Origin of the sequence: Paenibacillus oryzisoli (assembly GCF_001653565.1) — a bacterium.
Classification (GTDB): domain Bacteria; phylum Bacillota; class Bacilli; order Paenibacillales; family NBRC-103111; genus Paenibacillus_E; species Paenibacillus_E oryzisoli.
This window is the reverse complement of record NZ_LYPB01000084.1, coordinates 1-21,885: the sequence shown is the minus strand read 5'-3', so window position 1 is coordinate 21,885 and position 21,885 is coordinate 1. Positions and strand designations below refer to the sequence as shown.

Genomic DNA, 21,885 nt, shown 5'->3' with positions numbered 1-21,885 from the left:
CTGGGCAAGATCCATTAGCGTACATTGCTAAGTATGCTGGTCGTCTTCCTTTGGTGCATTTCAAAGATTTCTCAAAAGATGCAGAAGGCAAATTGGTTACCTTGGAGCTAGGTTTAGGCGATGTTCCACTAGAGAAAGTAATTACTGCGGCTGAGCAAGCTGGTGTCGAGTGGCTTGTTGTGGAACAAGATAACTGCCAGAAAGCACCTCTAACAAGTGTTGAAAACAGCTTTAACTGGGTTAAAGAGCACTACTTAAACGTTCATAACTAATATAGATTAATTTGAAGGAGCATGTATCTCATGAGTAAAATTAAAGTAGCCGTTGTTGGCTGTGGTTCCATTTCGAAACATAGACATATCCCAGAATACGCATCAAATGCAAATGTTGAACTTGTAGCTTTCGTTGATCCGATCATCGAGAGAGCAGAACATTACGCACAGCTTCATGGTGGTAAAGCTTACAGCAATTACACTGATATGCTGAAAGCTGAAAAAGTTGACGCAGTTAGCGTTTGTACGCCAAACTACCTTCACGCTGAAATCTCAATTGCCGCGGCAAATGCCGGAGCACATGTGCTTGTAGAGAAGCCAATGGCTACAACAGCTGCTGAATCTGAGGCAATGATCGAAGCTGCTAAGAAAAATGGTGTCTTCTTGATGGTTGGTCACAACCAACGTCTAATGCCTCCACACGTGAAAGCCAAAGAAATCTTGGAGACAGGTAAGCTTGGAAAGGTTCTTACTTTCCGTACTTCTTTCGGTCATCCAGGTCCTGAGGGCTGGAGTATTGATGGTCGTGAGAGCTGGTTCTTCCGCAAGGAAGAAGCAATTATGGGCGCTATGGGCGATCTAGGCGTTCATAAATCAGACCTTATCCGTTGGTTGCTTGATGATGAAGTTGCTCAGGTAGCTGCATTCGTTGGTACGCTTCATAAAGAGGGTACAGACGTTGATGATAATGCTACATGTTTGCTTCGCATGAAAAGCGGAGCTACAGGTTCCCTTGTAGCAAGCTGGACGTACTATAAGGGTCAAGATAACTCAACAGTTGTATGGTGTGAGAATGGTGTTATCAAAATCGATACAGACCCTAATGATCAAGTAATCGTTGAGCTTCGTAACGGTACAGTGGAGCGCTACAAAGTAGGTCAAGTTGCAACGAACGAGAAACAAACTTCTAGCGGAGTTATCAGCGAATTCGTTACTAGTATTCTAGATAACAAACCTCCTCGTATTTCTGGTGAAGAGGGTTACCAAGCTTTGAAAGTCATTCTTGCTGCATTCGAATCCGAAGCGACAGGTAAAATCATTAATCTTTAAGATATAAGAGTACTATTTAACTGTTAGCTCATCCCGATACGGGGTGGGCTTTTCTTGTTTGTAAGCAGATATTTGCGAAAATGCGAAAATAAAAAGATCCCCAAATCCTCATTGTGAGAATTAGGGGATGATTGTGGCCTAATTAACGGCCGCCGATATCGATAGAAACTGAGTTCGATTTCCCTACAATCGTTTCTTTGGAGTCCTTAACTTGTAACTGGATGTCCCAAAGTCCTGTTTTGAGCAAAGGGCCATCAACGAATGCGGTAACGGTATGCTCATCTTTCCAAGTGGTAGGTATCGCTTTGCCATTCAACATCACGTAACCCAAGGGTGGAAGATTATTACCGGATACAGTGAGTGTTACACTCGTCCGACCAGAGATATCCTGAGAATCCGCTTCTACCTTATCCAAACTGATGGGCCCGAAACCAAGCATATATTTAGGGTCAATAATTGGTGTTAGATAGTTTTTGTAAGCATGTCGATCCCCGAAAAGAATATCATATTGCAACGTTTCATAATTTTTCAAATCATCTTCTTTAATATTCATTTCAGCAAAATGATCTTTTGGCGGAATGACAGGATACTTTTTAGCCAATTCCGTTAAGAAATTAGTATAATAATTGCCTTGTTGCCTTGATAATTCGATTAGATAAGGTCCTAAGAAAGAAGGGCTAATATTCAAATTGTCCTTCCGCTCATTGTCGAAATTATTCCACACAACCAACGGGACACTGTACATTTTTTTTAAGAAATCAGGATCATCTTTGCCGCTAATATACTTCGTATCGATGTACGTAGCATAATCATCACCAAGGGCCGGTAAATGGTCGCCCCAGAATGCAATAATGGTAGGCTCGCCTTTTTTCTCGTAGTATTCCACTAATTCCTGCAACATTTTATCTGACCCATTGATACCTTGGGCAAGCGTTTCAAGCATCCCCACAGAAGAAGCGGAGAAGTTGCCTGTTACATTAAACTCGTTTTTCGGAAATTTACCTGGATAGAAATGGAAATGATTCTCCATGGTGTTCGCAAATACGAAATCAGAGCCCGCGCTTTGCTCGGTTGCGTGAATAATGTTGGCAGCAACCTCACTATCTGCGATATAAGGACCGGAATACGTTGGTTTGAAATATTCAATCGGAATATATTTGGAGAAACCGAAGTCTTGATAGATTTTATTACTATTAAAATACCAATTGTAAAATGGGCTAATCGCAGTCGACGTATAACCTTGACGCGCATAGATACTCGCTAATGAATCGACTTCATTTGAAATATATTGATTATAAGCAATGGAACCTTGAGGCAAGAATCGCATCGAGTTGCCTGTAAGAACTTCGAATTCCACATTGGCCGTTCCACCACCATATTGAGGGGATAGCATTGTTCCGCTTGTTCCAGACCTCTGCAGTTTATGGAAGAACGGAATCGGGTCTCTGTCGAACTTCGCTCCTGGAATAATGGTCGGATCCCAGAATGCTTCACTCAGAATGACAATTACGTTCGGTTTAATTGGTTTTGTGTTAGCATCACCAGCTTTAACCGGTGGAGTCGGTGAAGCATTAACGATGGCTTCAACCGCTTTATCATCATAACCTTCCCGATGATCAGAGAACATGGCTTTGGTATTCAAAACAGTGGCTAGTGCATACCCGTTTGTTTTGGTGTTCTGTACTTGATTCCAGACAGCTGCTTCGATACCGCACCACTTCTGAACAGGTAGGGGAAGATCTGTATAGACAGCTAGAAACATAACTAAACCAATTCCAGCAAGAATTGCACGTTCTTTTAAGGCTACTTTTTTAATAAACATGGTTGTACGGTAGAGGATGAAGTAGCTTCCAACAAGGAACAGGAGAATGACAGATAAGACATTAAATGTCAATATGTTAGATAAATATTTCACCATATCCGAGGCTTCGCCTGCAACTACTAAATCCCATGGCGTCAAAGGTACGCCAAGTATTTTGAGTTTCACACCGCTGATAAGAGCCAAGATAACGAGGAAACCAGCGATGACCCAATAGGCGATCCGGGTTCGTCCAATGATAGCAACGAATAGCAACACAAGACTTACTACAATCCATTCGTTGAAAAGTAGCTCTAGCACATGCTTGAAGCTCCAAGTCATCATTTCCGTGTAATTCCCGCGGCTCAATATTTCCATGATCAGTACAGGGATCAGTGCAAGAAGTAAAAGTGGCAATCGTGGCCGGATTACGAATAATAATCGTTCAATGTTTTGTTTCATAAATTCTCCTGTGCAAAAATAAGTTAAAAGTCCTTTGAACTTCTGATATTATACCATGCATTTCGACATTATTCGATGGTATCTCTATGAAAAATAGCTAGATTGAAGGAAAATCGTAGCTCTATCAAGAATACTTATAAAAAGGAGATAATTAGGGGGCTTGCGTATGGCAAAAGAACAAATGCAACTAAAAAGAGAAGCAATTATGCAGCTGCAACATCGAAAAATGACAAAGAGTGCGCTTTTGCGTCGTGGATTGTTCTTATTCATTGGTGCCGTTTTAATGTCTGTCGGGTTGGAGATTTTTTTGGTGCCTAATCGAATTATCGATGGAGGCATTACGGGAATTTCGATCATTTTATCGTATTTAACGCAAACTCCAATTGGCGTGTTCTTGACATTATTAAATATCCCTTTCCTATTTATTGGTTATAAATTAATTGGTAAAACCTTTGCCTTATCAACGCTCTTTGCAATTCTAGTCATGTCAGCAGGTACAGTCCTACTTCATCCAGTGAAGGAACTTACGAACGATCCATTGTTAGCCGCGGTGTTTGGCGGAATTATTCTCGGCATTGGCGTAGGGATGGTTATTCGTTTTGGAGGATCGCTGGATGGCACAGAAATCGTCGCTATTCTCGTCTCCAAAAAAATTCCTTTCTCTGTTGGAGAAATCGTAATGTTTTTCAACTTATTTATTCTAGGAAGTGCGGGATTCGTTTACACATGGGACCGTGCCATGTATTCGTTAATTGCTTATTTTATCGCTTATAAAATGATTGATGTCACCATTGAAGGTTTTGATGAGTCGAAGGCTGTATGGATTATTAGCGACAACTTTAGAGAGATTGGCGGAGCCATCATGGATCGGCTGGGACGCGGCGTCACCTATCTAGAAGGTGAAGGCGGATTCTCCGGTGACAATAAGAAAGTCATCTTTTGTGTCATTACAAGGCTGGAGGAAGCCAAGTTGAAATCCATCGTCGATGGACTTGACCCTAGAGCATTTCTGGCAGTTGGTAATATCCATGATGTTAAAGGGGGAAGATTCAAGAAGAGAGACATTCACTAATCGGATTTGTCTTTGTCTTTCTTGGTTTCGTTATCTTTATGGGAAGAACCTCGCTCAAAAAAACCTATACTTCGTAACTGCTGAGCAGCATCCTTGCTGCTCGGACTTCCGAGTTTTTTCAAAATATGCCCCACATGAATCTTAACTGTTCGTAACGAAATGAAGAAACGATGGGCAATTTCGGTCTGCGTATGACCTTGATCAATCATATCAAGAACTTGAAGCTCTGTTGGAGTGATGAGATCTCGCACTTCCTTGATCTTGAATTGCTGCTCCAGTCGCTTGAGTCTGCGGAATTCCTCCCGCATTTGTTCTGATACTGCTGCATTGATAGCAGACTGACGCGCATGCGCCGCCCGAATAATACCTGGAAGTTCCTCGAAACGTGACTTGATTTGATAATCGATCGCCCCCGCTTGAAAAGAACGGAAAATGAAATCTTTCTCCTCCATTGAGGTCAACATGATGACTTTGGCTCCCCAAGATAAGAAGGCTTGCTCCGCAAGACCTATGCCTGCGGGTTCATTTTGAAGCATAATATCCATTAGGACGACATCAGCAGAAGGTGTGGCCTTTGCAAATAACGCTTGCGCATCTTCTGCTGTAGATCGGCTCTCCACGACAGTCATATCTCCTTGCCGATTCAAATAATCTGTCAGGCCTCGCAGCCAGTCCAAGTCATCTTCTACGATAAATATGCGAATTGCATCCATTCTGATACTTCCTCTCCTCTGCAAGTCTAACGCTGTCCCGGGAATGTCAAATAGACGCTTGTTCCTCTGCCGGGTTCACTGCTGATTTCCAAACTTCCGCCGTGCTTCTTCATGACGCTATAGCAATATGCTAGGCCGAGACCGAAATTATTACGGCTGCCACTTTTGGTTGTGTAGAAAGGCTCTACAGCTTGTTTGAGCACTGATTTCTCCATGCCCGTGCCTGTGTCTTTAATTTCAAGTACCCTATTTTTCTTGTTTGAAAAAACTTTAATTGAAAGTTCACCGCCGCTGCTCATCGCTTCGATGGCATTCATTAGGATGTTCGTTACTGTTTCTGCGACTTGAATCTGATCCAATTGAAGCATTAGTTGATCTGGCATATCAATATGTACGTGAATTTTACCCAAATAGACTTCAAGCGTATCTAATACATCTTGCAGCAATTGACGCAGGTCAACCTGTGAAATGCGCAAGGGTAATTCTTGTGTCTGTTCATGCACACGGCTAATCATATCTTGAATATGCCTAGAAGCGTTCATAACCACTTGAATGTCTTGAATAAGCTCAGTTTGTCCTGTGTCTGACGCGTGTTGATTCATCTTCTCTAGAAACAATCGCATTTTCCCAACATCATTCTTGATAGCATGATTAAGAATAGCCGTTCCCGACGTAATGGCGCGGAGCGTGGAATCCAATTTACGTCGCTCGATGAGCAGCCGCATACCTAGGAACCCGTATTTGAAAAACGTAAATACAAAGAAAGGGACCACAAAGGACAATATCCATACATGATAGATCCACAATCGATAGAAACCGAAGCTGGGCATCACATAATTGAGTACACCTACACAGAGGACTGGTGGGAGCAATGCAAGGCATGTAAACAAATGTGTCCGTTTCATCGCTGGCAGATGTTCTTTTTTGAATGCAATCAGTAAGGAACCTATAAAGATATAAGGGAAAGCCCAAATCACGACAATGCGAAAGTCAATGGGCATTTCTTCTGTATAAGCAGGCAATAAGATCAGGCAAGCAAGTGGTGGAATTAGCAATAGAAGCGGTAACCATGTACGCAGAAGAGGCTTCTGCCACGTGGGATGGTAAGCTAGGGACAACATTGCGAAAGCGTATGGTAATCCATAATAGGAAATTAAGGAACAGATGCTCATCACGCGATAAAAGAAAGCATGTAGTGATGGGTTTGGTGATGTTTGCTGAAAATAAGGGATGACATCCGCTGATATAACTGCCGCTAAAGCGCCACAACCGCCTGTAAATGCAACTGCGCTCATCCAGCGCATGGTACGTGAACCTGGATCTACAATAAGTAGTCCTGATGCGATAAACCAAAGTGCAAATAGGACAAAAAGCATGTTTTCCCCCTCGATCAAATCAATAGATAGTCTTATTGTGGCATGACGTAATCGTTTGCACAAGAGTTTCCTTTCTAAGAAATGGGAGGATTTGGGCATACATGCTAGAATTGTTGTTAGTATGAAAGGAGTGAATCAATATTGAATTGAAGAAGAGAAGATCATTTCCTATCCTTCAGATTGTGGGTAAAGTAGGGCTTACTCTCATTTTCATCATCGTGATCACAGTCATTTTATCCATAGCTGCAGCAGTCTTTGCCGTAAAATTGCACCCTGATCTTATCGTAAGTATGGAGGCTGTCACGAGTAATTCCTTCTTTATTAAAGCGTCATTATGGGCACAGATTATAGGATTCATTAGCGGTGTTTGTTTGGGTTTTTATATATTTGAGCGAAAAAAAGGTTGGAAACTCGGTTTTCACTGGACCGGTTTTGGCAAGCGATTAGGAGAGGGCTTTCTATGGGGCCTCGTTCTGATAAGCCTCAGTTGCTTAGGGATTTGGTTATTCGGCGGGATCGATTTTGTTCAATTGGATTGGAGTTTATCGAAGGGATATGCCATAGGAGGGAGCTTACTTCTCTTTGTTGGAGTAGCTATTAATGAAGAACTATTTGCGCGCGGTTATCTGCAAGGACTTGTGAAAAATCGCTATGGTTCCAAAATAGCTCTTGGGGTATCAACTATCGTATTTGCTTTGCTGCATAGTTTCAATCCAGGGATGTGGACGTTGGCGCTTCCTTTTATCAATATCCTTTTGGCAGGTCTGTTGATGGGTTTGTGCCGTGAGTTTACGGGTAGTCTATGGATGCCAGTTGGACTGCATCTGGCATGGAATTTCATGCAAGGATGTATATTCGGCTTTGATGTATCAGGCATTCCGATGTCATCCCTCCTTGCCACAGAAACAAAAGGTTCCATCATCGTATCTGGTGGAGCTTTTGGGGCTGAAGGTAGCATAATTACAAGCGTTATGCTTGTGCTTGGCATCATAATGCTTTATAACTATTATCAAACCGGAAGCCGGTTTAGACAAACACCACAAGATATTAGTGACCATAACAATTATTGAGGAGGACTCATTTTGAGCCAGTATGAAGTCATACATAGTGAATGGGAAGGGGAGTCGACGCTGCAACTTGTCGACCATCAGAATGAAGCCGTGGCCGAAATTATTCCGGCCGTCGGATTGCACCTGTTCCGCTTCGATGTGCGGAACCACAGCTACATCGCGAAGCCCGACGACTTGTCGGAGCTTCGCGTCAATTCTTCTCGCTACGGCGTGCCCATTCTGTTCCCGCCGGGGCGTGTGAAAGAAGCGGCCTTCACCTTTGGTGGCCGCGAATACCGGCTCCCGAAGAATAGGGAGCCAGATCATGCCCACGGCCAGCTGCGCGAGCGGCCGTGGAAGGTCGTCGCCAGCGGCGCAGACGCGGCAGGCGGGGCTTATGTCTCCGCGGAGTTTGATATCGCGGAGACACCGGACATGCTGGCGTATTTCCCACACGCCGCATGCTTCCGCTTTACGTACCGTCTGCAAGACGGTACGCTGTCGCTCAGCGGTGAAATCGCCAACCGAGGCGGCGATACCATGCCGCTATCACTTGGCTTTCACCCGTACTTCGCGTTCGCGGAGGGCGAAGCCGACCACGTGCGGGTAACCATCCCCGCGGTGGCGGAATGGCCGCTAACCGCTGGTGGGTTTGCGTCAGGGGAACCTGAGCCGACAGTCCTCACAGCGTCCTTACAGCAAGGCGCGAAAGTCTCGTCGCTGCCAGGGTATCCTGGTGGGTCACAGTTGCTTAGCGTAGCTTCTGGGTCCCAAGTATGCGAGATTGAGTACGAGGTGCGCAACACGAAACTAATTTTTGAAATGGGAGATAAGTTCCCGATTCATGTGCTATTCACAGCGCCATGGACGAATGCCGTATCACTTGAACCTTACACAAGCATTATGAACGTGTTCAATGAATCATATCCGGCTGAAATTTCTGGCGCACGCAGCTTAGAGTCGGGCGAGACGTTTACCTTCAAATGGGCGATCCATATTGAATCGAAGTAAACTACCAGGGTTCATAACCAAAACCGGTTGACGAATAACCTTGATAAGCATGCTGATGAAGTTGCGCAATTAACCCTTCCATTTGAGCGGATTTCACAAGTGCTCCTCGTCTTCCTGTGTTATACAGATTAAGATCCACTTCACCTTGGAGTAAGTGAATATGGGCTCCATTCGCTACAGCAATTGGTGGGCCAGTGATACCGTAGAAAGAGTGGTAATGTCCAAATTTAATTCCTGAAATACCTTGGTATTGATGGACGTGTTGGTCATAAGAAGTGCCGTTTACATTGAACGTATATAGTCGTAAAAGATGATGGTGCCCAAGTTCTTCCGAAGTCACCGTTGTGAAGAAATGTACATGAGCGGGTGGAATGCTCCTCATCACACGAAAGCCCCCTATGAGTAGGATATGCTTCATCCTATTCATAGGGGGCTTTTGTCATGACGATGGTAAAGGATAAAGATTCGATTGACCGATTTTCATCTTCTTATCATCATATACGCGTACCTCAACTTGCTGGGACTTACCTATTTTAATTTCAGGGTTAGAAGCGATATCAACATAGAGCGTATCTTTACCATCGAAATTAGATAGAACTTCCTGCCCATCAATGTACACATTACAGGAGGAGAAGAATGGTGCACCTGTCACTTTAATTTTCTGGTCAGCTACCGTAATCTTTGAAATGATAGGGTCACCATATCCTAATGTATAGGTAGGTTGCACAATCGTATCTTTGTAACCCTTGGCTTCATAGCCGTATCTGCCTCCGAAAAGATTATCATATTGCATTTTCTCATAACTTGCGAGATCGCTCTCCTGAATGTGATAGGTCGACCACATGTCTTGAGGAGGAATGACAGGTATTTTCTTTGATAATTCATATAAATAATCTGTATAATAACTTCCCTTTACACCTGCCAAATGCAATAGCATTGGTCCCAAAAAAGAAGGACTTGAAGTTAAATTCAGTTTCTCTTGGTCACCTGGCAAAAAGTTATTCCAAATGACAAAAGGCGTGTAATGCGTCTTTGTATACAGATCAGGGTCATTAGGCAGCACATATTTGGCATCACGATATACTTTGTAATCTTTCTCGAAGAAAGGGAAATGGTCCCCGAAAAACAAAATAATTGTCGGTTCTGATTTTTTTGAATAGTAATCAACGAGAGATTGCAGAGCTTGATCCGTCGCTGTGATTCCTTGAGCATATGTTTCCAAGATACTTTTTGATTCTGATGAAATATCTCCTGTAACCTGAATCGTATTCTTACTGAATTTATCAGGAGGGTAAGGATGATGATTTTCCATCGTGTTCGCAAAGACGAAATCAGGTCCAGCACTTTTTTCAGTTTCCTCGATAATTTTGTTTACAACAGCATGATCCGCGTAATTCGGTCCAGAGAAGTCATTTGGGAAATATTCACTAGAGATGAACCGAGAAAAACCAAAGTGCTTATATACTTTTCTGCTATCAAAGAAATAACTGAAAAACGGATTAATCGCGGTAGCCGTATAGCCTTGTCTAGTCGTAATGCTCGCTAAAGAATCGACACCATGATTCATATATGCAATATAAGGGAGTATCTCATCGGGTGATCGCCCGAAAAATCGCATCGAGTTGCCGGATAAAACCTCAAATTCCACATTTGCCGTACTCCCCCCGAATTGAGGTGACAACATATTGCCGCTAGTGAATTTTTTCTGTAATTCGTGCAAATGTGGAATCGGATCCCGACTAAAAGTTACGTTTTTCATCGTCGTTGGATCGAAAAAAGACTCACCAAGTAAAACGATTATATTTGGCTTTTTATCATTCGTAGCGGGTTTCTCAGGGATTTGATTCAGAATATCAGCAATTGCCTTTTTACTATAACCATTTGGTTTGGATACTTTTAAGAAGTTGAGCATTTGAACAGATGAATATAAATATCCATTCTCATCATAGGTAATCGTTTGATCCCATGGGACCGTGTACACGCCATACATTTTTGAAAAAGAGAGGGGTTTATCTGCATATAGACAAGTCGCCATAACAAGAGCAATTAAACCGTAAACAGAGCGTTCAATCCAATGAAACTTCATTTTGCTATTACGCAGAATAAGATGAAACAGACAAGCTACAATAACAATAAACAGCAAGAGATAGGCAATAATACGATTCGTAAAATATTCGCTCAGAAACTTCTTGTACTCCATAATTTGGTTGTTAAAATAAAGATCCCAGGGATAATAAGGTGCGCCAATCGCTTTTAACTTACTGCCGCTGATCGCGCCAAGTGGCAACAGGATAGCGCTTAAGAGCCAGAACGACAGCTTAGATCGACCAGAAATGGCGATAAGGAATAAATACAAAGTTCCAACTACGAAATAAGCAAGTACCATAGCTAGAGGATACGTTGTCATCCAATGATGAAACTCCTTATAAGTTCCCCTCTCCAGAAATTCCACCATACACATTAATACAAAAGGAAGTAGTACAATCATTGCACGAGTAGGCAACTGTTTAATTACCTTAAGGAAAGTAGTCATTCGTAAAACTCCTATTTATCAGCTTATAAAAACCCGACTCTCCAGTAGGAGATGCCGGGCAATATTGAATCGTAGATCAAGTTTCGTCCGTTCCTTCTGCACTAATTTGCTCTAAAGCTTGAAGAAATGTAGTTGCGGGTTGCGCACCAGTTAATGCATATTTTTGGTTGATCACGAAAAAAGGGACGCCTGTTACACCCGCTTGACTGGCAAATTCAAGATCATCTTCAACTTCTTCCAAGCCTTCTTTAGCTTGAAGTTGGAGTCGTATTTGTTGTGGATCCATACCAAGTTGACTTGCCGTTTCAAGTAGAAAATCTATGTCGCCAATATCTTTTCCATCCTCAAAATAAGCTCTAAACAAATCGTCTACAAGTTTCTGTTTGACTTCTTCTGGTACGATTGCAATAAGCTGGTGCGCCTTTAACGTATTCGGCATTGTAGTTATTTGGGCAAAATCAAAATGTAAACCGGATACTTGACCAGCTTGCGTCACCTGTTGAAGCATCGCTTGTAGTTTACTTTCATCGGCACGAAATTTTGTTCTCATGAGCTTCCCGAAATCCACACCTTCCGCAGGTGTAGACGGATCAAGTTGATACGCTCGATAGTGCAGCTCAACAGGTTCAGCGGTAAATTTCTCGAGCGCATCCATCAAATTCTTCTTTCCAATGCGACACCAAGGACAAACTAAATCTTGGAATATGTCAATTCTCATATGCAATAAACTCCTTCAATCGTCGCTTCAACTCTCCGTTCAACATTATACCACCATCACAATCCCGTCACCATCCCAGCCGTACACATCGAGTGATTTAATATGACCAAAGGGGATGACACAACGCCTAAAGTTATTTTCTGTGATATCTACAAGTCGAGATAAACGGAGTCATGGTTGCCAAATAGTTCAATTATTTTAGGTGAAATTTGCCGGGATTGAATGTGTTCTGATTGATTAGTGAACTACTAATTTTTTAGGACTTGTACATACCACAGAACTTGGTTTCTTTCGAATATTTGCTCATTCATATGCAGTTAAAACGAACAAGAACCAGAGGGTTATTTTGATGACCTACCTAGAGAGGAGGATATCAAACTCGAAGCTAAATTCTGTGATATCTACAAGATGCGGGGGACGGAGTCGTGCTCTACGAATTAGTTCAATAAATCAAAGTTGAGAGTTTGTCTGTACTGTCAGCATTGAATAAGTTCTGACGGACTCGTAAATTCCTGAATTTCTGGACTTGTACATATAACAGAAATTGTTTTCTATCAGATATATCTCCTCATAGGAGATTACTAGGATATTTTAGTTAATATGGAATAATATTATATAAATTTCATTTACACAAGAACATTTCTTTGGCATAATTTTTATGAGAACATAAGTTCGAGTAAAGGTGGCTGAACATGGATATTAAACCAATTGCTAGTGATGCGTTGTCTTGCTCAACTGAAGAGGCGTGTGAGGACTTTCTTATGAACTTGCGTTGGTCTAAGGGGTTTCATTGTCCACGTTGTGATCACCATGAAGCTTTTCATATTCGTACTCGTAGATTGTTGGAGTGTAAAGCGTGCAGGATGCAGATTTCGATAACCGCGGGCACAATTATGCATAAATCGAAACTTTCCTTGTTAATTTGGTTCAAAGCTATCCAGCTTATATCTAAAAGCACAATTGAAATTACAGCATACGGTTTGTCAGAAACTCTGGCAATAAATTATAGGAGTGCTAAGCTTCTGATTGAAAAAATTTGTTTGGCGATCAAAGTTGAAGAGAGTCGTTTACTTGCTCTGCGCCAAATGAAGAAGAGAATGAAAGATAATCACTGTGAATTAAAGAAATCCGAGTTTTCTAAAACGGAAACGAGAGATATTCGCTGTGAAGCATTCGATCTCAAAGCATACATAGAAGATAAATTATCTAATCTTACATCGCATTCACTGATGAAAACTTTTGTGTCGATTCACTTATATTCCAAATTTTTGAAGTGTTATCAGCTTTAATAGGGTTGGAAGCTATTGTTATAGGCAGCATTTGACGAGATTCTTGTTTTCAGTCAATATGGTAGTGAGGGATATCACATTACGTAGAATTAGGAGAATACTGATGAAAAGGGTTGTTCAAGCTCCCATCCATTTTTATCGGAAATTTATTTCGCCGCTAAAGCCACCGACATGCCGATTCTATCCAACATGTTCCCAATATGCTTTAGAAGCGATTGAGGTACACGGGCCTTTGAAAGGTTCCTGGTTATCAGTGAAGCGGATTTGCAAATGCCATCCATTTCACCCAGGTGGTGTGGACCACGTGCCTGCAAAGCGAGTAATTTAATATAGTGAAACTGTCGGCTTGACATGAGGCTGTTTTTTTCGATATATTGTGCTTAAAGATGCTAAATATTGTTTATTTCGATGAACGGATAAGTACAATCAGATGCCTATGAACAGAGAGCCGGGGCAGGTGAAAGCCGGTATAGGAGAATGTTTGGAAGATGGTCCTGGAGAATAGACCTTCGAGCTACTCAGATTAAGTGTGCATAGTAAGTGAGTGCACACACTTAGTCAGAGAGTAAGCTGGTCTCGTGTCCCAGCGTTAATGGGCAAGTCGTAACAGACTTACTGAGCCCCGAGCTTGTGAAAGGCGGGGGAACCTGGGTGGTACCGCGTGAGTTCAACTCTCGTCCCAAGATGGATGAGGGTTTTTTGTGTTTTCTACTAACGGCTATTGGAGGAATGAAAGATGTCCGAACAATCAAAAACATTTTATATTACAACACCGATCTACTATCCGAGTGATAAGTTGCATATTGGTCATGCATATTCAACTGTTGCTGGAGATGCGATGGCCCGCTACAAAAGGTTGCAGGGCTATGATGTTAGGTATTTGACTGGTACAGATGAACATGGACAGAAGATTGAGCGTAAAGCACAAGAAAAAGGAACGACGCCACAAGCATTTGTAGATAATATTGTATCTGGGATTAAGGAGCTTTGGGCGAAACTGGATATTTCATATGACGATTTTATTCGTACGACAGAAGATCGACATAAAGACGCGGTTGCTAAGATTTTTCAACGTTTACTTGATCAAGGCGATATTTATTTAGGCGAGTATGAAGGTTGGTACTGTATTCCGGATGAATCATTCTTCCTAGAGAGTAAGTTGGTCGATGGGAAATGTCCTGATTGTGGACGTCCTGTGGAGAAGATGAAGGAGCAAACGTATTTCTTCCGGATGAGTAAGTATGCAGATAGACTCGTTCAGTACTATGAAGATAATCCTGATTTCATTCAGCCTGAATCACGTAAGAATGAGATGTTGAATAACTTCATTAAACCGGGTTTAGAGGATTTAGCGGTATCTAGAACCACATTTGACTGGGGGATCAAAGTTCCTGGAGATCCCAAGCATGTTATTTATGTTTGGATTGATGCGCTTTCCAATTATATCACAGCCCTTGGATACGGTTCTGATGATGAAACGATTTTCAAAACATATTGGCCGGCAGATGTTCATTTGATGAGTAAGGAAATTGTACGTTTCCATACGATTTATTGGCCGATTATGTTGATGGCGCTTGATTTGCCTTTACCGAAAAAGGTGTTTGCACATGGATGGCTGCTTATGAAGGATGGCAAAATGTCCAAGTCCAAGGGTAACGTTGTTGATCCTGTTACACTAATTGACCGTTATGGTTTGGACGCTCTTCGTTATTACCTCATGCGCGAAGTGCCGTTCGGTGCAGATGGTACGTTTACACCTGAGAGTTTTGTAGAACGTGTCAACCATGATCTAGCAAATGATTTGGGGAATTTATTGAATCGTACGATTGTGATGATCGATAAGTATTTTGCTGGAAGTATTCCTGCATACATTCCAGGCGCGACTGAATTTGACGAAAGTATATTGGAGACGGTCCGTACAACGGTTGCTAAGTATGAGGAATCCATGGAGAAGATGGAGTTCTCTATCGCATTATCCGCGGTGTGGCAGTTGATTAGCCGCACGAATAAATATATCGACGAAACGCAGCCATGGTCGATGGTGAAGGATGAAGCCAAGCGTGATACGCTTGGATCAGTCATGTACGTGCTGGCTGAGTCACAGCGCATGTCTTCTGTTCTTCTTCGTCCTTTCTTGACGAAGACACCAGAATTGATCTGGGCGCAGCTGGGCCTAGCAGCAGAAGATTTACCACGCTTGACTTCGTGGGAAAGCGTGCAGTCTTTCGGCCATCTCCCTACCGGCACCAAGGTGCAGAAGGGAGAGCCGATGTTCCCAAGACTCGACGTAGCGGCAGAAGTCGCCTATATCGTCGAGGCCATGGGTGGCGGTGCCCCGGAGAGCACCGATGAGCCAAAGGCAGCAGCGACTGCGTCCGCTGCAACTGCTTCCGTGCCAACGCCGGAGCCCAAAGAAGAAATCGGTATTGACGATTTCGGTATAGTGGAGCTGCGTGTGGCACAAGTGATTTCGGCGGAGCCTGTGAAAGGCGCCGACAAGCTTCTCAAGCTGCAGCTCGATCTCGGCTACGAGCAGCGTCAGGTTGTTTCGGGCATCGCGAAGTTCTACACGCCCGATGATCTTGTTGGACGCAAAGTGATTTGCGTCACGAACTTGAAGCCCGCCAAGCTGCGCGGCGAGCTGTCGCAAGGTATGATTCTCGCCGCTTCACATGGCGATCAGCTTACCCTAGCTACCGTACCGGATTCGATGCCGAACGGTGCGATTGTGAAGTAATAGCCATATGCACGAAGACCCTTTCCTAGATTCAACGGGAGGGGTCTTTTGCTTGTTTTGGCTATAGTAATGGCAATGTTTTGTGACTATGTTGGAGGGTAATTTTGAAAACAAAGGGCAAACTATAGGAAACTAACCACGGAGTGAATGAGATGCTAATTAGGCGTATAGGAAAAGGGATAACTATAGTGATTGTTATCATCACTTTGACAGCTTGCTCGTTGTTCGGCGGTGGCGAGAAGAAGAAGGAAGAAGCCAAAAAAGAAGCTGAAGCAAAGAGTCAGGAAAGTGTCATAGATCAAGAACTGAAAAAGCAGTATCAGATGTTTAATGAAGTAATTGAATACCAGAAAGCACAAGACATCAAACTAATTAAAGAATCAGAAGAGCGTTATAAGAAGCTGAAAGAAGAAGCAGATAAACCTACAAAAGGCAGTAGTGAGGAAAAGCAAAAAGCCAGAGAGGCTAAGATTGGGAAAGAGGGATCAGGCGATTCAGGTTCTGGAGAGAACTCTGACGAGTCTGGAGATGCGAGTAATTCCAATGATTCCAGTGATTCTAACGCATCAGAAGAGCAATAATGACTCTGAATTTGGATGGGAACACATAGGTTGAAATAGAAATGGCCATGCTGTGAACAATGCAGCTGGCTTTTTTGACTTTCCTCATCAGATATATTGACTTCAATAAACCCACCTCGTATAATCAAATCGTTAATAAAAAAAATTACGATTTAGAGTGGGGTTTGTTTAAATGACAAGACATGCAAAGCGTTTTATCTACATAGCTTTATTGATGATAGCTGCTTGTTGCATTGCGGGCTGTGGCAATTCGAAAGCGGGATTAGTCGAAGGGAAAGTAAATGTTGTAACTAGCTTTTATCCCCTATATGATTTTACAAAACAAATTGGTGGCGACTATGTCAATGTGATTAATCTTGTCCCGGCTGGCGTGGAACCGCATGATTGGTCTCCAAAAAGCAGGGATATCAAAAATATGTCAGGAGCCCAAGTTTTCGTGTATCAAGGTGCTGGTTTTGAAGGTTGGGTCAAAGATTTCCTTGGAAGTCTATCAAGCAAATCGACAGTACGCGTCGTAGAAGCAAGTACAGGGGCTAATTTGATTACAACGGATGAAAATAAAAAAGAATGGGACCCCCATGCCTGGTTAAGTCCGTTAAATGCACAAATAATGGCTAATAATATTAAGACGGCTCTCATTGAAGCAGATCCAGCTCATAAGGATGTGTTTGAGCAAAACTATCAGAAATACAATGCTAAATTATCGGAGCTAGACGCTACGTACAAAAAAGAACTTGCTGCAACTACGAAAAAAGAAATTGCTGTATCTCATCATGCATTTGCATATCTATGTAGAGACTACGGCTTGACTCAAATGTCTATCATGGGTTTATCTCCAGATGCAGAACCAACGGCGCAAGATCTCAAACAAATTAACGCCTTTATTAGAGAACACCAGCTTAAATATATTTTCTTTGAAGAACTTGTCTCGGATAAATTGGCCAAAACGTTAGCTAAGGATGCCAAGGTAGACACGCTAGTATTGAATCCACTAGAGGGGCTTACGGAAGATCAGATCAAAGCTGGCGAAGATTATATTTCGATTATGGGCAAAAACTTGAAAAACTTAGTCCTCGCGCTACAATAAGAATGTAGGACAATTCTCAGTAAGTCAGGAGTAATCAGATGGAAACTAGTAATAGAATGTTCTGCCATCAGAAAATTGTTGCAATCGATCAGATTTCATTTGCATATGAAAACAAGACAGTGGTAAACAATCTACAGTTTGATGTATTTGAGCGCGATTTTGTTGGTGTAATTGGTTCCAACGGGGCTGGTAAAACGACGCTTCTAAAAATGTTAGTAGGCTTATTGAAACCTACAAGTGGAGAAATCCGATTATTCGATCGGCCATTGAATCAGTTCAAGGACTGGGAACGTATCGGGTATGTGCCGCAGAAAAATGCCTTCAATCCGCTATTCCCTGCGACAGTTAGGGAGGTTGTTCTTTCCGGCATGTACACCAAGAAGAATGTGTATCGCCGCCTTTCCAAAGGAGATTTGCAAAAAGCAGAAGACGCAATGCTTGCGATGCGCATCGAGGATCTAGCTGATCGGCGTATTGGCCAGCTCTCTGGAGGCCAGCAGCAACGAGCGTTCTTAGCTCGTGCGATTGTGAACAATCCGGAATTGCTCATTCTAGATGAGCCTACGGTAGGAATTGATGCCGAAACACAAGTCGGTTTCTTCCGGATGATCAAGCATATGCATCAACATCATCATATGACCTTCATAATGGTTTCTCATGATATGGACATGATTCAGTCTTATCTGGGAACAGAGCCGAAGCAGGTAAGCGGCGGTATCAAGTTTTATGTGAAACATACCCATGATCCCGAGGATTGCCGAGAAACGAATCTAACACATTCACTCGGCCAGATTCGAGAGATGATCGGAGTTCAGTAAGGAGCGAACGTTTTGGACATTTTCACAGAGTATTTCTTTCAACGTGCATTAATTGGTGGTTTATTGATCGGGCTAACAGCGCCATTAATGGGCGTTTTTCTTGTTCTAAGACGTCTGTCTATGATAGGGGACACACTAGCACATGTTTCGATTGCGGGTGTTGCACTTGGATTTTTGATCAATGTATATCCGCTTGGAGTAGGGCTTGTATTTGCGTTGCTAGCTTCTTTTGCGATTGAAAGATTGCGCAAGGCATATAAGACATATGCGGAGCTCTCTATCGCAATTATCATGTCAGGCGGCGTTGCGCTGGCAACGTTACTTTTTACCCTTGGCAAAGGGTTTAATATGAATGTCATGAGCTACTTGTTCGGAAGTATATATACGTTAGATTCCACTGATTTATGGGTGGTGCTAGTGGTATGTGTGCTTGTTATCGGCGTTATCGCTTTTCACTTTAAAGAATTTTTCTTGATGTTTTTTGATGAGGATGCAGCGAGTGTAAGTGGACTTCCTTTGAAATTTTATAATATGATGATTACGATGCTAACGGCACTCGTTATTTCAGTGGCAATCAAAATTGTAGGAGCCTTATTGGTTTCCTCTTTGTTAACCATTCCAGTCGCTTGCAGTCTGTTGATTGCTCGTAGCTTCAAACATTCCGTTTTTTTAGCGATCTTATTCTCGGAAATTGCCGTCATTGTTGGACTTGTTGTAGCTGGGATTTGGGACCTGGCACCAGGAGGGACGGTTGTATTGAGCCTCATCGCTATATTAATTGGGATTATTTTAAGGAGAGGATTGAGGATATAAGTCATGGATTCAGTTAATTTATGGATCGCCCTCTGGGCGGGTATAGCATCTTTTATTTCACCTTGTTGTTTGCCTTTATATCCTTCGTTCTTGTCCTACATAACAGGTATTTCAGTCAGTGAACTAAAGTCAGGGAGAACAACTGTACAAGTTAGGCGTCAAACCATGCTTCATACGTTAAGCTTTATTGTTGGTTTTTCCATTATTTTTTACGCTTTAGGTCTAACGGCAGGCTTCGTCGGGAGCTTCTTTATTGACTATCGTGATTTGCTTCGCCAAATCGCTGCACTTTTAATATTTGTTATGGGACTTTTTTTACTCGGTATATTTCAACCGCAGTGGTTGATGAAAGAACGCAAATTGTCCATCAAATTTCGACCAGCAGGTTATGTTGGTTCGGTCTTTGTTGGTATGGGCTTTGCCGCGGGGTGGTCACCATGTGTTGGGCCAATTCTGTCAGCGATTCTAGCCTTAGCAGCAACGGAACCAGGGACATGGTTTCAACTAACCACTTCCTATTCTCTTGGATTTGCAATTCCATTCTTTGTTCTATCCTTTTTTATCGGTTCAACCAAATGGATTCTTCGCTATTCCAACCTGCTTATGAAAATTGGTGGAGGCTTGATGATCGTTATCGCCATTCTTCTTTATACAGGCAAAATGACGCAAATCACCCTTTGGTTGAACTCCATTACACCAGATTTCTTGAAGTTTTAAGTGAATTTTATGCGTTGAAATGAAGGATTCATGTAAAATATTCAATCTTCGCTTGAGGGAATTTATCGAAAATTTGTTCTGTGATAAATTCCCTCAACGCGGTTGCTTGCTCGTCTTTGTATACATATTTACCTTTCCCGTATTTGCCCCATTTGTACTTTCTTTTTTCTTCGTCCATTTCCAACTTCGTTTTGGGATATCGCTTCTCAATAATATTCTTGGCTGTTTTCGTGAACCGATGTTGAATCATCTCGAAAGTAAGATCCTGTGTGGCTTCCTCAGGTAAAGTGTTATAGAGTTTATCAATTAAAGTGGCATAACCTTCCTCCCAGCCTTCGTGCCAAATAATAGGTGCAATAATGAAACCAAGCGGATAACCAGCCTTGGCTACTTTGCCTGCCGCTTCAATGCGCTCATGAAATCGAGAAGTACCAGGCTCGAAATTTTTGATCACGTAATCGGCATTCACGCTGAAGCGGAAGCGGGTATGCTTATTATGTTTGGCGTCTAGCAGCGGTTCCACATGATGGTATTTGGTGACGAATCGCAGACGTCCATGTTCTTGTTCACCCATAAACTCGATTAACTGTTTGAGTGAGCCCGAAATATGTTCAAGCCCCACAGGATCTGAGGTACACGCGGCTTCAAAACGCGTAATTTCGGGCTCGCGCTCTTCGATATAGCTTTTGGCTGCACCGAGGATATCGTCTATATTGACGTACACCCGAATATAAGGCTTCGCGCCCATCGTTGTTTGTAAATAACAATAATGACAATGGCCCATGCAGCCTGTTGCAATCGGAATCGCGTATTCGGCCGAAGGTTTGGATGTCTCAAATTTTAGTGTTTTTCGTATTCCGACGACGAGCGTTCTCTTTGCGATTCGGTATTTATCTAATTCACTTTCGCCTGGCAAATCGCGGATTTGATTATGTGAGGTTGTCATATGGATCTCAAGTCCTTCTTGCTCAGCCCATTTATAAATTTGCTTGCCTTTGGGATAATTCAGGGCATCTGGTTCAAAATAAACAAGCTCTGGCACGAAAATCGTCGTACTAGGTTGCGGCCTTGTAAGTAACTCAGTAGACATAGGAGCCTCCTTCATGAATGGGATTAACACTCTATTATTTTAGTGTGCCAATGAGTGTGGCTTTGAAATCATGGGAGATTTGACCGCATCTGGGTAGATGGATTATGATAGGAAGGCAGTATGGCTTGAAATTCGCACAGCAGGGGGAAATATAGCAATGGCTACGCCAAGTATGGAAGATTATTTGGAGAGAATATACAAGCTTATCGATGAGAAAGGTTACGCTCGTGTTTCCGACATTGCTGAAGGGCTAGAAGTGCACCCCTCTTCCGTGACTAAAATGATTCAAAAATTAGATAAAGATAATTATTTAATCTATGAAAAATATCGCGGTCTCATCCTTACGCCAAAAGGGAAAAAGATGGGCAAGCGCTTGATGGATCGTCATGAGCTTCTGGAAAATTTCCTAACGACAATTGGTGTCCATGAGGACAATATATATAAGGATGTCGAAGGCATTGAACATCATTTAAGCTGGGATTCGATTACATGCATTGAAACCTTGTTAGAATACTTTCGAAGAGACCCCAATCGAGCAGATGAACTTATGAATGTTCGCAAAGAATTAGAGGCAGAGAACTAGGCAGAGACCGTTTACGGTACTCTGTCTTTTTTTTGTGGGGCGTGCCCAGAGGCACGCATTATCTAGTTGGTGAAAGTCCAACCAAGGGAGGGGCCAGGCCACCTTTGTAGCTAGGA

At 42.5% G+C, this 21,885-nt stretch carries 20 protein-coding genes and 1 pseudogene; 14 read left to right on the top strand and 7 right to left on the bottom strand.

The genetic code is table 11. The features are described 5' to 3' along the window. A pseudogene (locus A8708_RS25920) lies at positions 1-272 on the top strand (sugar phosphate isomerase/epimerase); the annotation flags it as partial. 30 nt (positions 273-302) lie between these two features. Beyond that, positions 303-1,322, top strand: a complete 1,020-nt coding sequence (locus A8708_RS25915) for a Gfo/Idh/MocA family protein (RefSeq protein WP_068668410.1) — start codon at positions 303-305, stop codon at positions 1,320-1,322. 142 nt (positions 1,323-1,464) lie between these two features. Here the strand turns inward: A8708_RS25915 and A8708_RS25910 are convergent, their stop codons facing one another. Further along, positions 1,465-3,582 (bottom strand): LTA synthase family protein, encoded by a 2,118-nt coding sequence (locus A8708_RS25910; RefSeq protein ID WP_082927811.1) that lies wholly within the window; start codon positions 3,580-3,582, stop codon positions 1,465-1,467. Positions 3,583-3,787: 205 nt separating this feature from the next. On the opposite strand from A8708_RS25910, the gene A8708_RS25905 reads away from it, so the two are divergent. Continuing rightward, positions 3,788-4,654, top strand: a complete 867-nt coding sequence (locus tag A8708_RS25905; protein ID WP_420848616.1) for a YitT family protein — start codon at positions 3,788-3,790, stop codon at positions 4,652-4,654. Here A8708_RS25905 and A8708_RS25900 read toward each other — a convergent pair. Both A8708_RS25900 and A8708_RS25895 read right to left on the bottom strand, forming a co-directional pair. Next, the gene (locus A8708_RS25900; RefSeq protein WP_068668408.1) at positions 4,651-5,367 is read right to left on the bottom strand and encodes a LuxR C-terminal-related transcriptional regulator; all 717 of its coding nucleotides are present in this window, start codon (positions 5,365-5,367) and stop codon (positions 4,651-4,653) included. The two genes, A8708_RS25905 and A8708_RS25900, sit on opposite strands and share 4 nt — an antisense overlap. Before the next feature lie 26 nt (positions 5,368-5,393). Beyond that, on the bottom strand, positions 5,394-6,743 hold the full coding sequence (locus tag A8708_RS25895) for a sensor histidine kinase (RefSeq protein WP_068668406.1): 1,350 nt from the start codon (positions 6,741-6,743) through the stop codon (positions 5,394-5,396). 146 nt (positions 6,744-6,889) lie between these two features. On the opposite strand from A8708_RS25895, the gene A8708_RS25890 reads away from it, so the two are divergent. Both A8708_RS25890 and A8708_RS25885 read left to right on the top strand, forming a co-directional pair. Beyond that, positions 6,890-7,813: a CPBP family intramembrane glutamic endopeptidase gene (locus A8708_RS25890; protein WP_068668403.1), complete on the top strand. Its 924-nt coding sequence runs from the start codon at positions 6,890-6,892 to the stop codon at positions 7,811-7,813. 90 nt (positions 7,814-7,903) lie between these two features. Then, on the top strand, positions 7,904-8,803 hold the full coding sequence (locus A8708_RS25885; RefSeq protein WP_275667937.1) for an aldose 1-epimerase: 900 nt from the start codon (positions 7,904-7,906) through the stop codon (positions 8,801-8,803). Between the two features lies 1 nt (position 8,804). Here A8708_RS25885 and A8708_RS25880 read toward each other — a convergent pair whose 3' ends face one another. The 3 genes from A8708_RS25880 to A8708_RS25870 all read right to left on the bottom strand — a co-directional run bounded on the left by A8708_RS25880 (position 8,805) and on the right by A8708_RS25870 (position 12,054). Continuing rightward, on the bottom strand, positions 8,805-9,185 hold the full coding sequence (locus A8708_RS25880; RefSeq protein ID WP_068668399.1) for a YmaF family protein: 381 nt from the start codon (positions 9,183-9,185) through the stop codon (positions 8,805-8,807). Between the two features lie 57 nt (positions 9,186-9,242). Continuing rightward, the gene (locus A8708_RS25875; RefSeq protein ID WP_082927807.1) at positions 9,243-11,336 is read right to left on the bottom strand and encodes an LTA synthase family protein; all 2,094 of its coding nucleotides are present in this window, start codon (positions 11,334-11,336) and stop codon (positions 9,243-9,245) included. Between the two features lie 76 nt (positions 11,337-11,412). Beyond that, a complete protein-coding gene (locus A8708_RS25870) occupies positions 11,413-12,054 on the bottom strand; it encodes a DsbA family oxidoreductase (protein ID WP_068668397.1) in 642 nt (213 codons plus the stop codon). Positions 12,055-12,746: 692 nt separating this feature from the next. Here A8708_RS25870 and A8708_RS25865 point away from each other — a divergent pair. From A8708_RS25865 to A8708_RS25835, 8 genes are all read left to right on the top strand, one after another. After that, a complete protein-coding gene (locus A8708_RS25865; protein WP_068668395.1) occupies positions 12,747-13,343 on the top strand; it encodes a transposase in 597 nt (198 codons plus the stop codon). A gap of 103 nt (positions 13,344-13,446) precedes the next feature. After that, entirely contained in the window at positions 13,447-13,671 is a 225-nt protein-coding gene (yidD, locus tag A8708_RS35035; protein WP_204787640.1) for a membrane protein insertion efficiency factor YidD, read from the top strand. 408 nt (positions 13,672-14,079) lie between these two features. Then, positions 14,080-16,080, top strand: a complete 2,001-nt coding sequence (gene metG / locus A8708_RS25860; protein ID WP_068668393.1) for a methionine--tRNA ligase — start codon at positions 14,080-14,082, stop codon at positions 16,078-16,080. A 143-nt stretch (positions 16,081-16,223) separates the two neighbouring features. Continuing rightward, a complete protein-coding gene (locus A8708_RS25855) occupies positions 16,224-16,661 on the top strand; it encodes a hypothetical protein (RefSeq protein ID WP_204787639.1) in 438 nt (145 codons plus the stop codon). A 172-nt stretch (positions 16,662-16,833) separates the two neighbouring features. Then, positions 16,834-17,748: a metal ABC transporter substrate-binding protein gene (locus A8708_RS25850; RefSeq protein WP_068668389.1), complete on the top strand. Its 915-nt coding sequence runs from the start codon at positions 16,834-16,836 to the stop codon at positions 17,746-17,748. 38 nt (positions 17,749-17,786) lie between these two features. Further along, positions 17,787-18,566, top strand: a complete 780-nt coding sequence (locus tag A8708_RS25845; RefSeq protein WP_068668387.1) for a metal ABC transporter ATP-binding protein — start codon at positions 17,787-17,789, stop codon at positions 18,564-18,566. 12 nt (positions 18,567-18,578) lie between these two features. Continuing rightward, entirely contained in the window at positions 18,579-19,379 is an 801-nt protein-coding gene (locus tag A8708_RS25840) for a metal ABC transporter permease (protein WP_068668385.1), read from the top strand. 3 nt (positions 19,380-19,382) lie between these two features. Continuing rightward, positions 19,383-20,096, top strand: coding sequence for a cytochrome c biogenesis CcdA family protein (locus A8708_RS25835; RefSeq protein WP_068668383.1), 714 nt, complete (start codon positions 19,383-19,385; stop codon positions 20,094-20,096). 28 nt (positions 20,097-20,124) lie between these two features. Here the strand turns inward: A8708_RS25835 and splB are convergent, their stop codons facing one another. Continuing rightward, the gene (gene splB / locus A8708_RS25830; RefSeq protein WP_068668381.1) at positions 20,125-21,186 is read right to left on the bottom strand and encodes a spore photoproduct lyase; all 1,062 of its coding nucleotides are present in this window, start codon (positions 21,184-21,186) and stop codon (positions 20,125-20,127) included. A 157-nt stretch (positions 21,187-21,343) separates the two neighbouring features. Between splB and mntR the strand changes: the two genes are divergently transcribed. Further along, positions 21,344-21,769, top strand: a complete 426-nt coding sequence (gene mntR, locus A8708_RS25825) for a transcriptional regulator MntR (protein WP_068668379.1) — start codon at positions 21,344-21,346, stop codon at positions 21,767-21,769. Positions 21,770-21,885 lie beyond the last annotated feature (116 nt).

Coding starts and splice junctions, on each gene's coding strand:
- A8708_RS25915 (WP_068668410.1), top strand. CDS start 303: ATGAGTAAAATTAAAGTAGCCGTTGTTGGCTGTGGTTCCATTTCGAAA.
- A8708_RS25910 (WP_082927811.1), bottom strand. CDS start 3,582: ATGAAACAAAACATTGAACGATTATTATTCGTAATCCGGCCACGATTG.
- A8708_RS25905 (WP_420848616.1), top strand. CDS start 3,788: ATGCAGCTGCAACATCGAAAAATGACAAAGAGTGCGCTTTTGCGTCGT.
- A8708_RS25900 (WP_068668408.1), bottom strand. CDS start 5,367: ATGGATGCAATTCGCATATTTATCGTAGAAGATGACTTGGACTGGCTG.
- A8708_RS25895 (WP_068668406.1), bottom strand. CDS start 6,743: ATGCTTTTTGTCCTATTTGCACTTTGGTTTATCGCATCAGGACTACTT.
- A8708_RS25880 (WP_068668399.1), bottom strand. CDS start 9,185: ATGAGGAGCATTCCACCCGCTCATGTACATTTCTTCACAACGGTGACT.
- A8708_RS25875 (WP_082927807.1), bottom strand. CDS start 11,336: ATGACTACTTTCCTTAAGGTAATTAAACAGTTGCCTACTCGTGCAATG.
- A8708_RS25870 (WP_068668397.1), bottom strand. CDS start 12,054: ATGAGAATTGACATATTCCAAGATTTAGTTTGTCCTTGGTGTCGCATT.
- A8708_RS25865 (WP_068668395.1), top strand. CDS start 12,747: ATGGATATTAAACCAATTGCTAGTGATGCGTTGTCTTGCTCAACTGAA.
- yidD (WP_204787640.1), top strand. CDS start 13,447: ATGAAAAGGGTTGTTCAAGCTCCCATCCATTTTTATCGGAAATTTATT.
- metG (WP_068668393.1), top strand. CDS start 14,080: ATGTCCGAACAATCAAAAACATTTTATATTACAACACCGATCTACTAT.
- A8708_RS25850 (WP_068668389.1), top strand. CDS start 16,834: ATGACAAGACATGCAAAGCGTTTTATCTACATAGCTTTATTGATGATA.
- A8708_RS25845 (WP_068668387.1), top strand. CDS start 17,787: ATGGAAACTAGTAATAGAATGTTCTGCCATCAGAAAATTGTTGCAATC.
- A8708_RS25835 (WP_068668383.1), top strand. CDS start 19,383: ATGGATTCAGTTAATTTATGGATCGCCCTCTGGGCGGGTATAGCATCT.
- splB (WP_068668381.1), bottom strand. CDS start 21,186: ATGTCTACTGAGTTACTTACAAGGCCGCAACCTAGTACGACGATTTTC.
- mntR (WP_068668379.1), top strand. CDS start 21,344: ATGGCTACGCCAAGTATGGAAGATTATTTGGAGAGAATATACAAGCTT.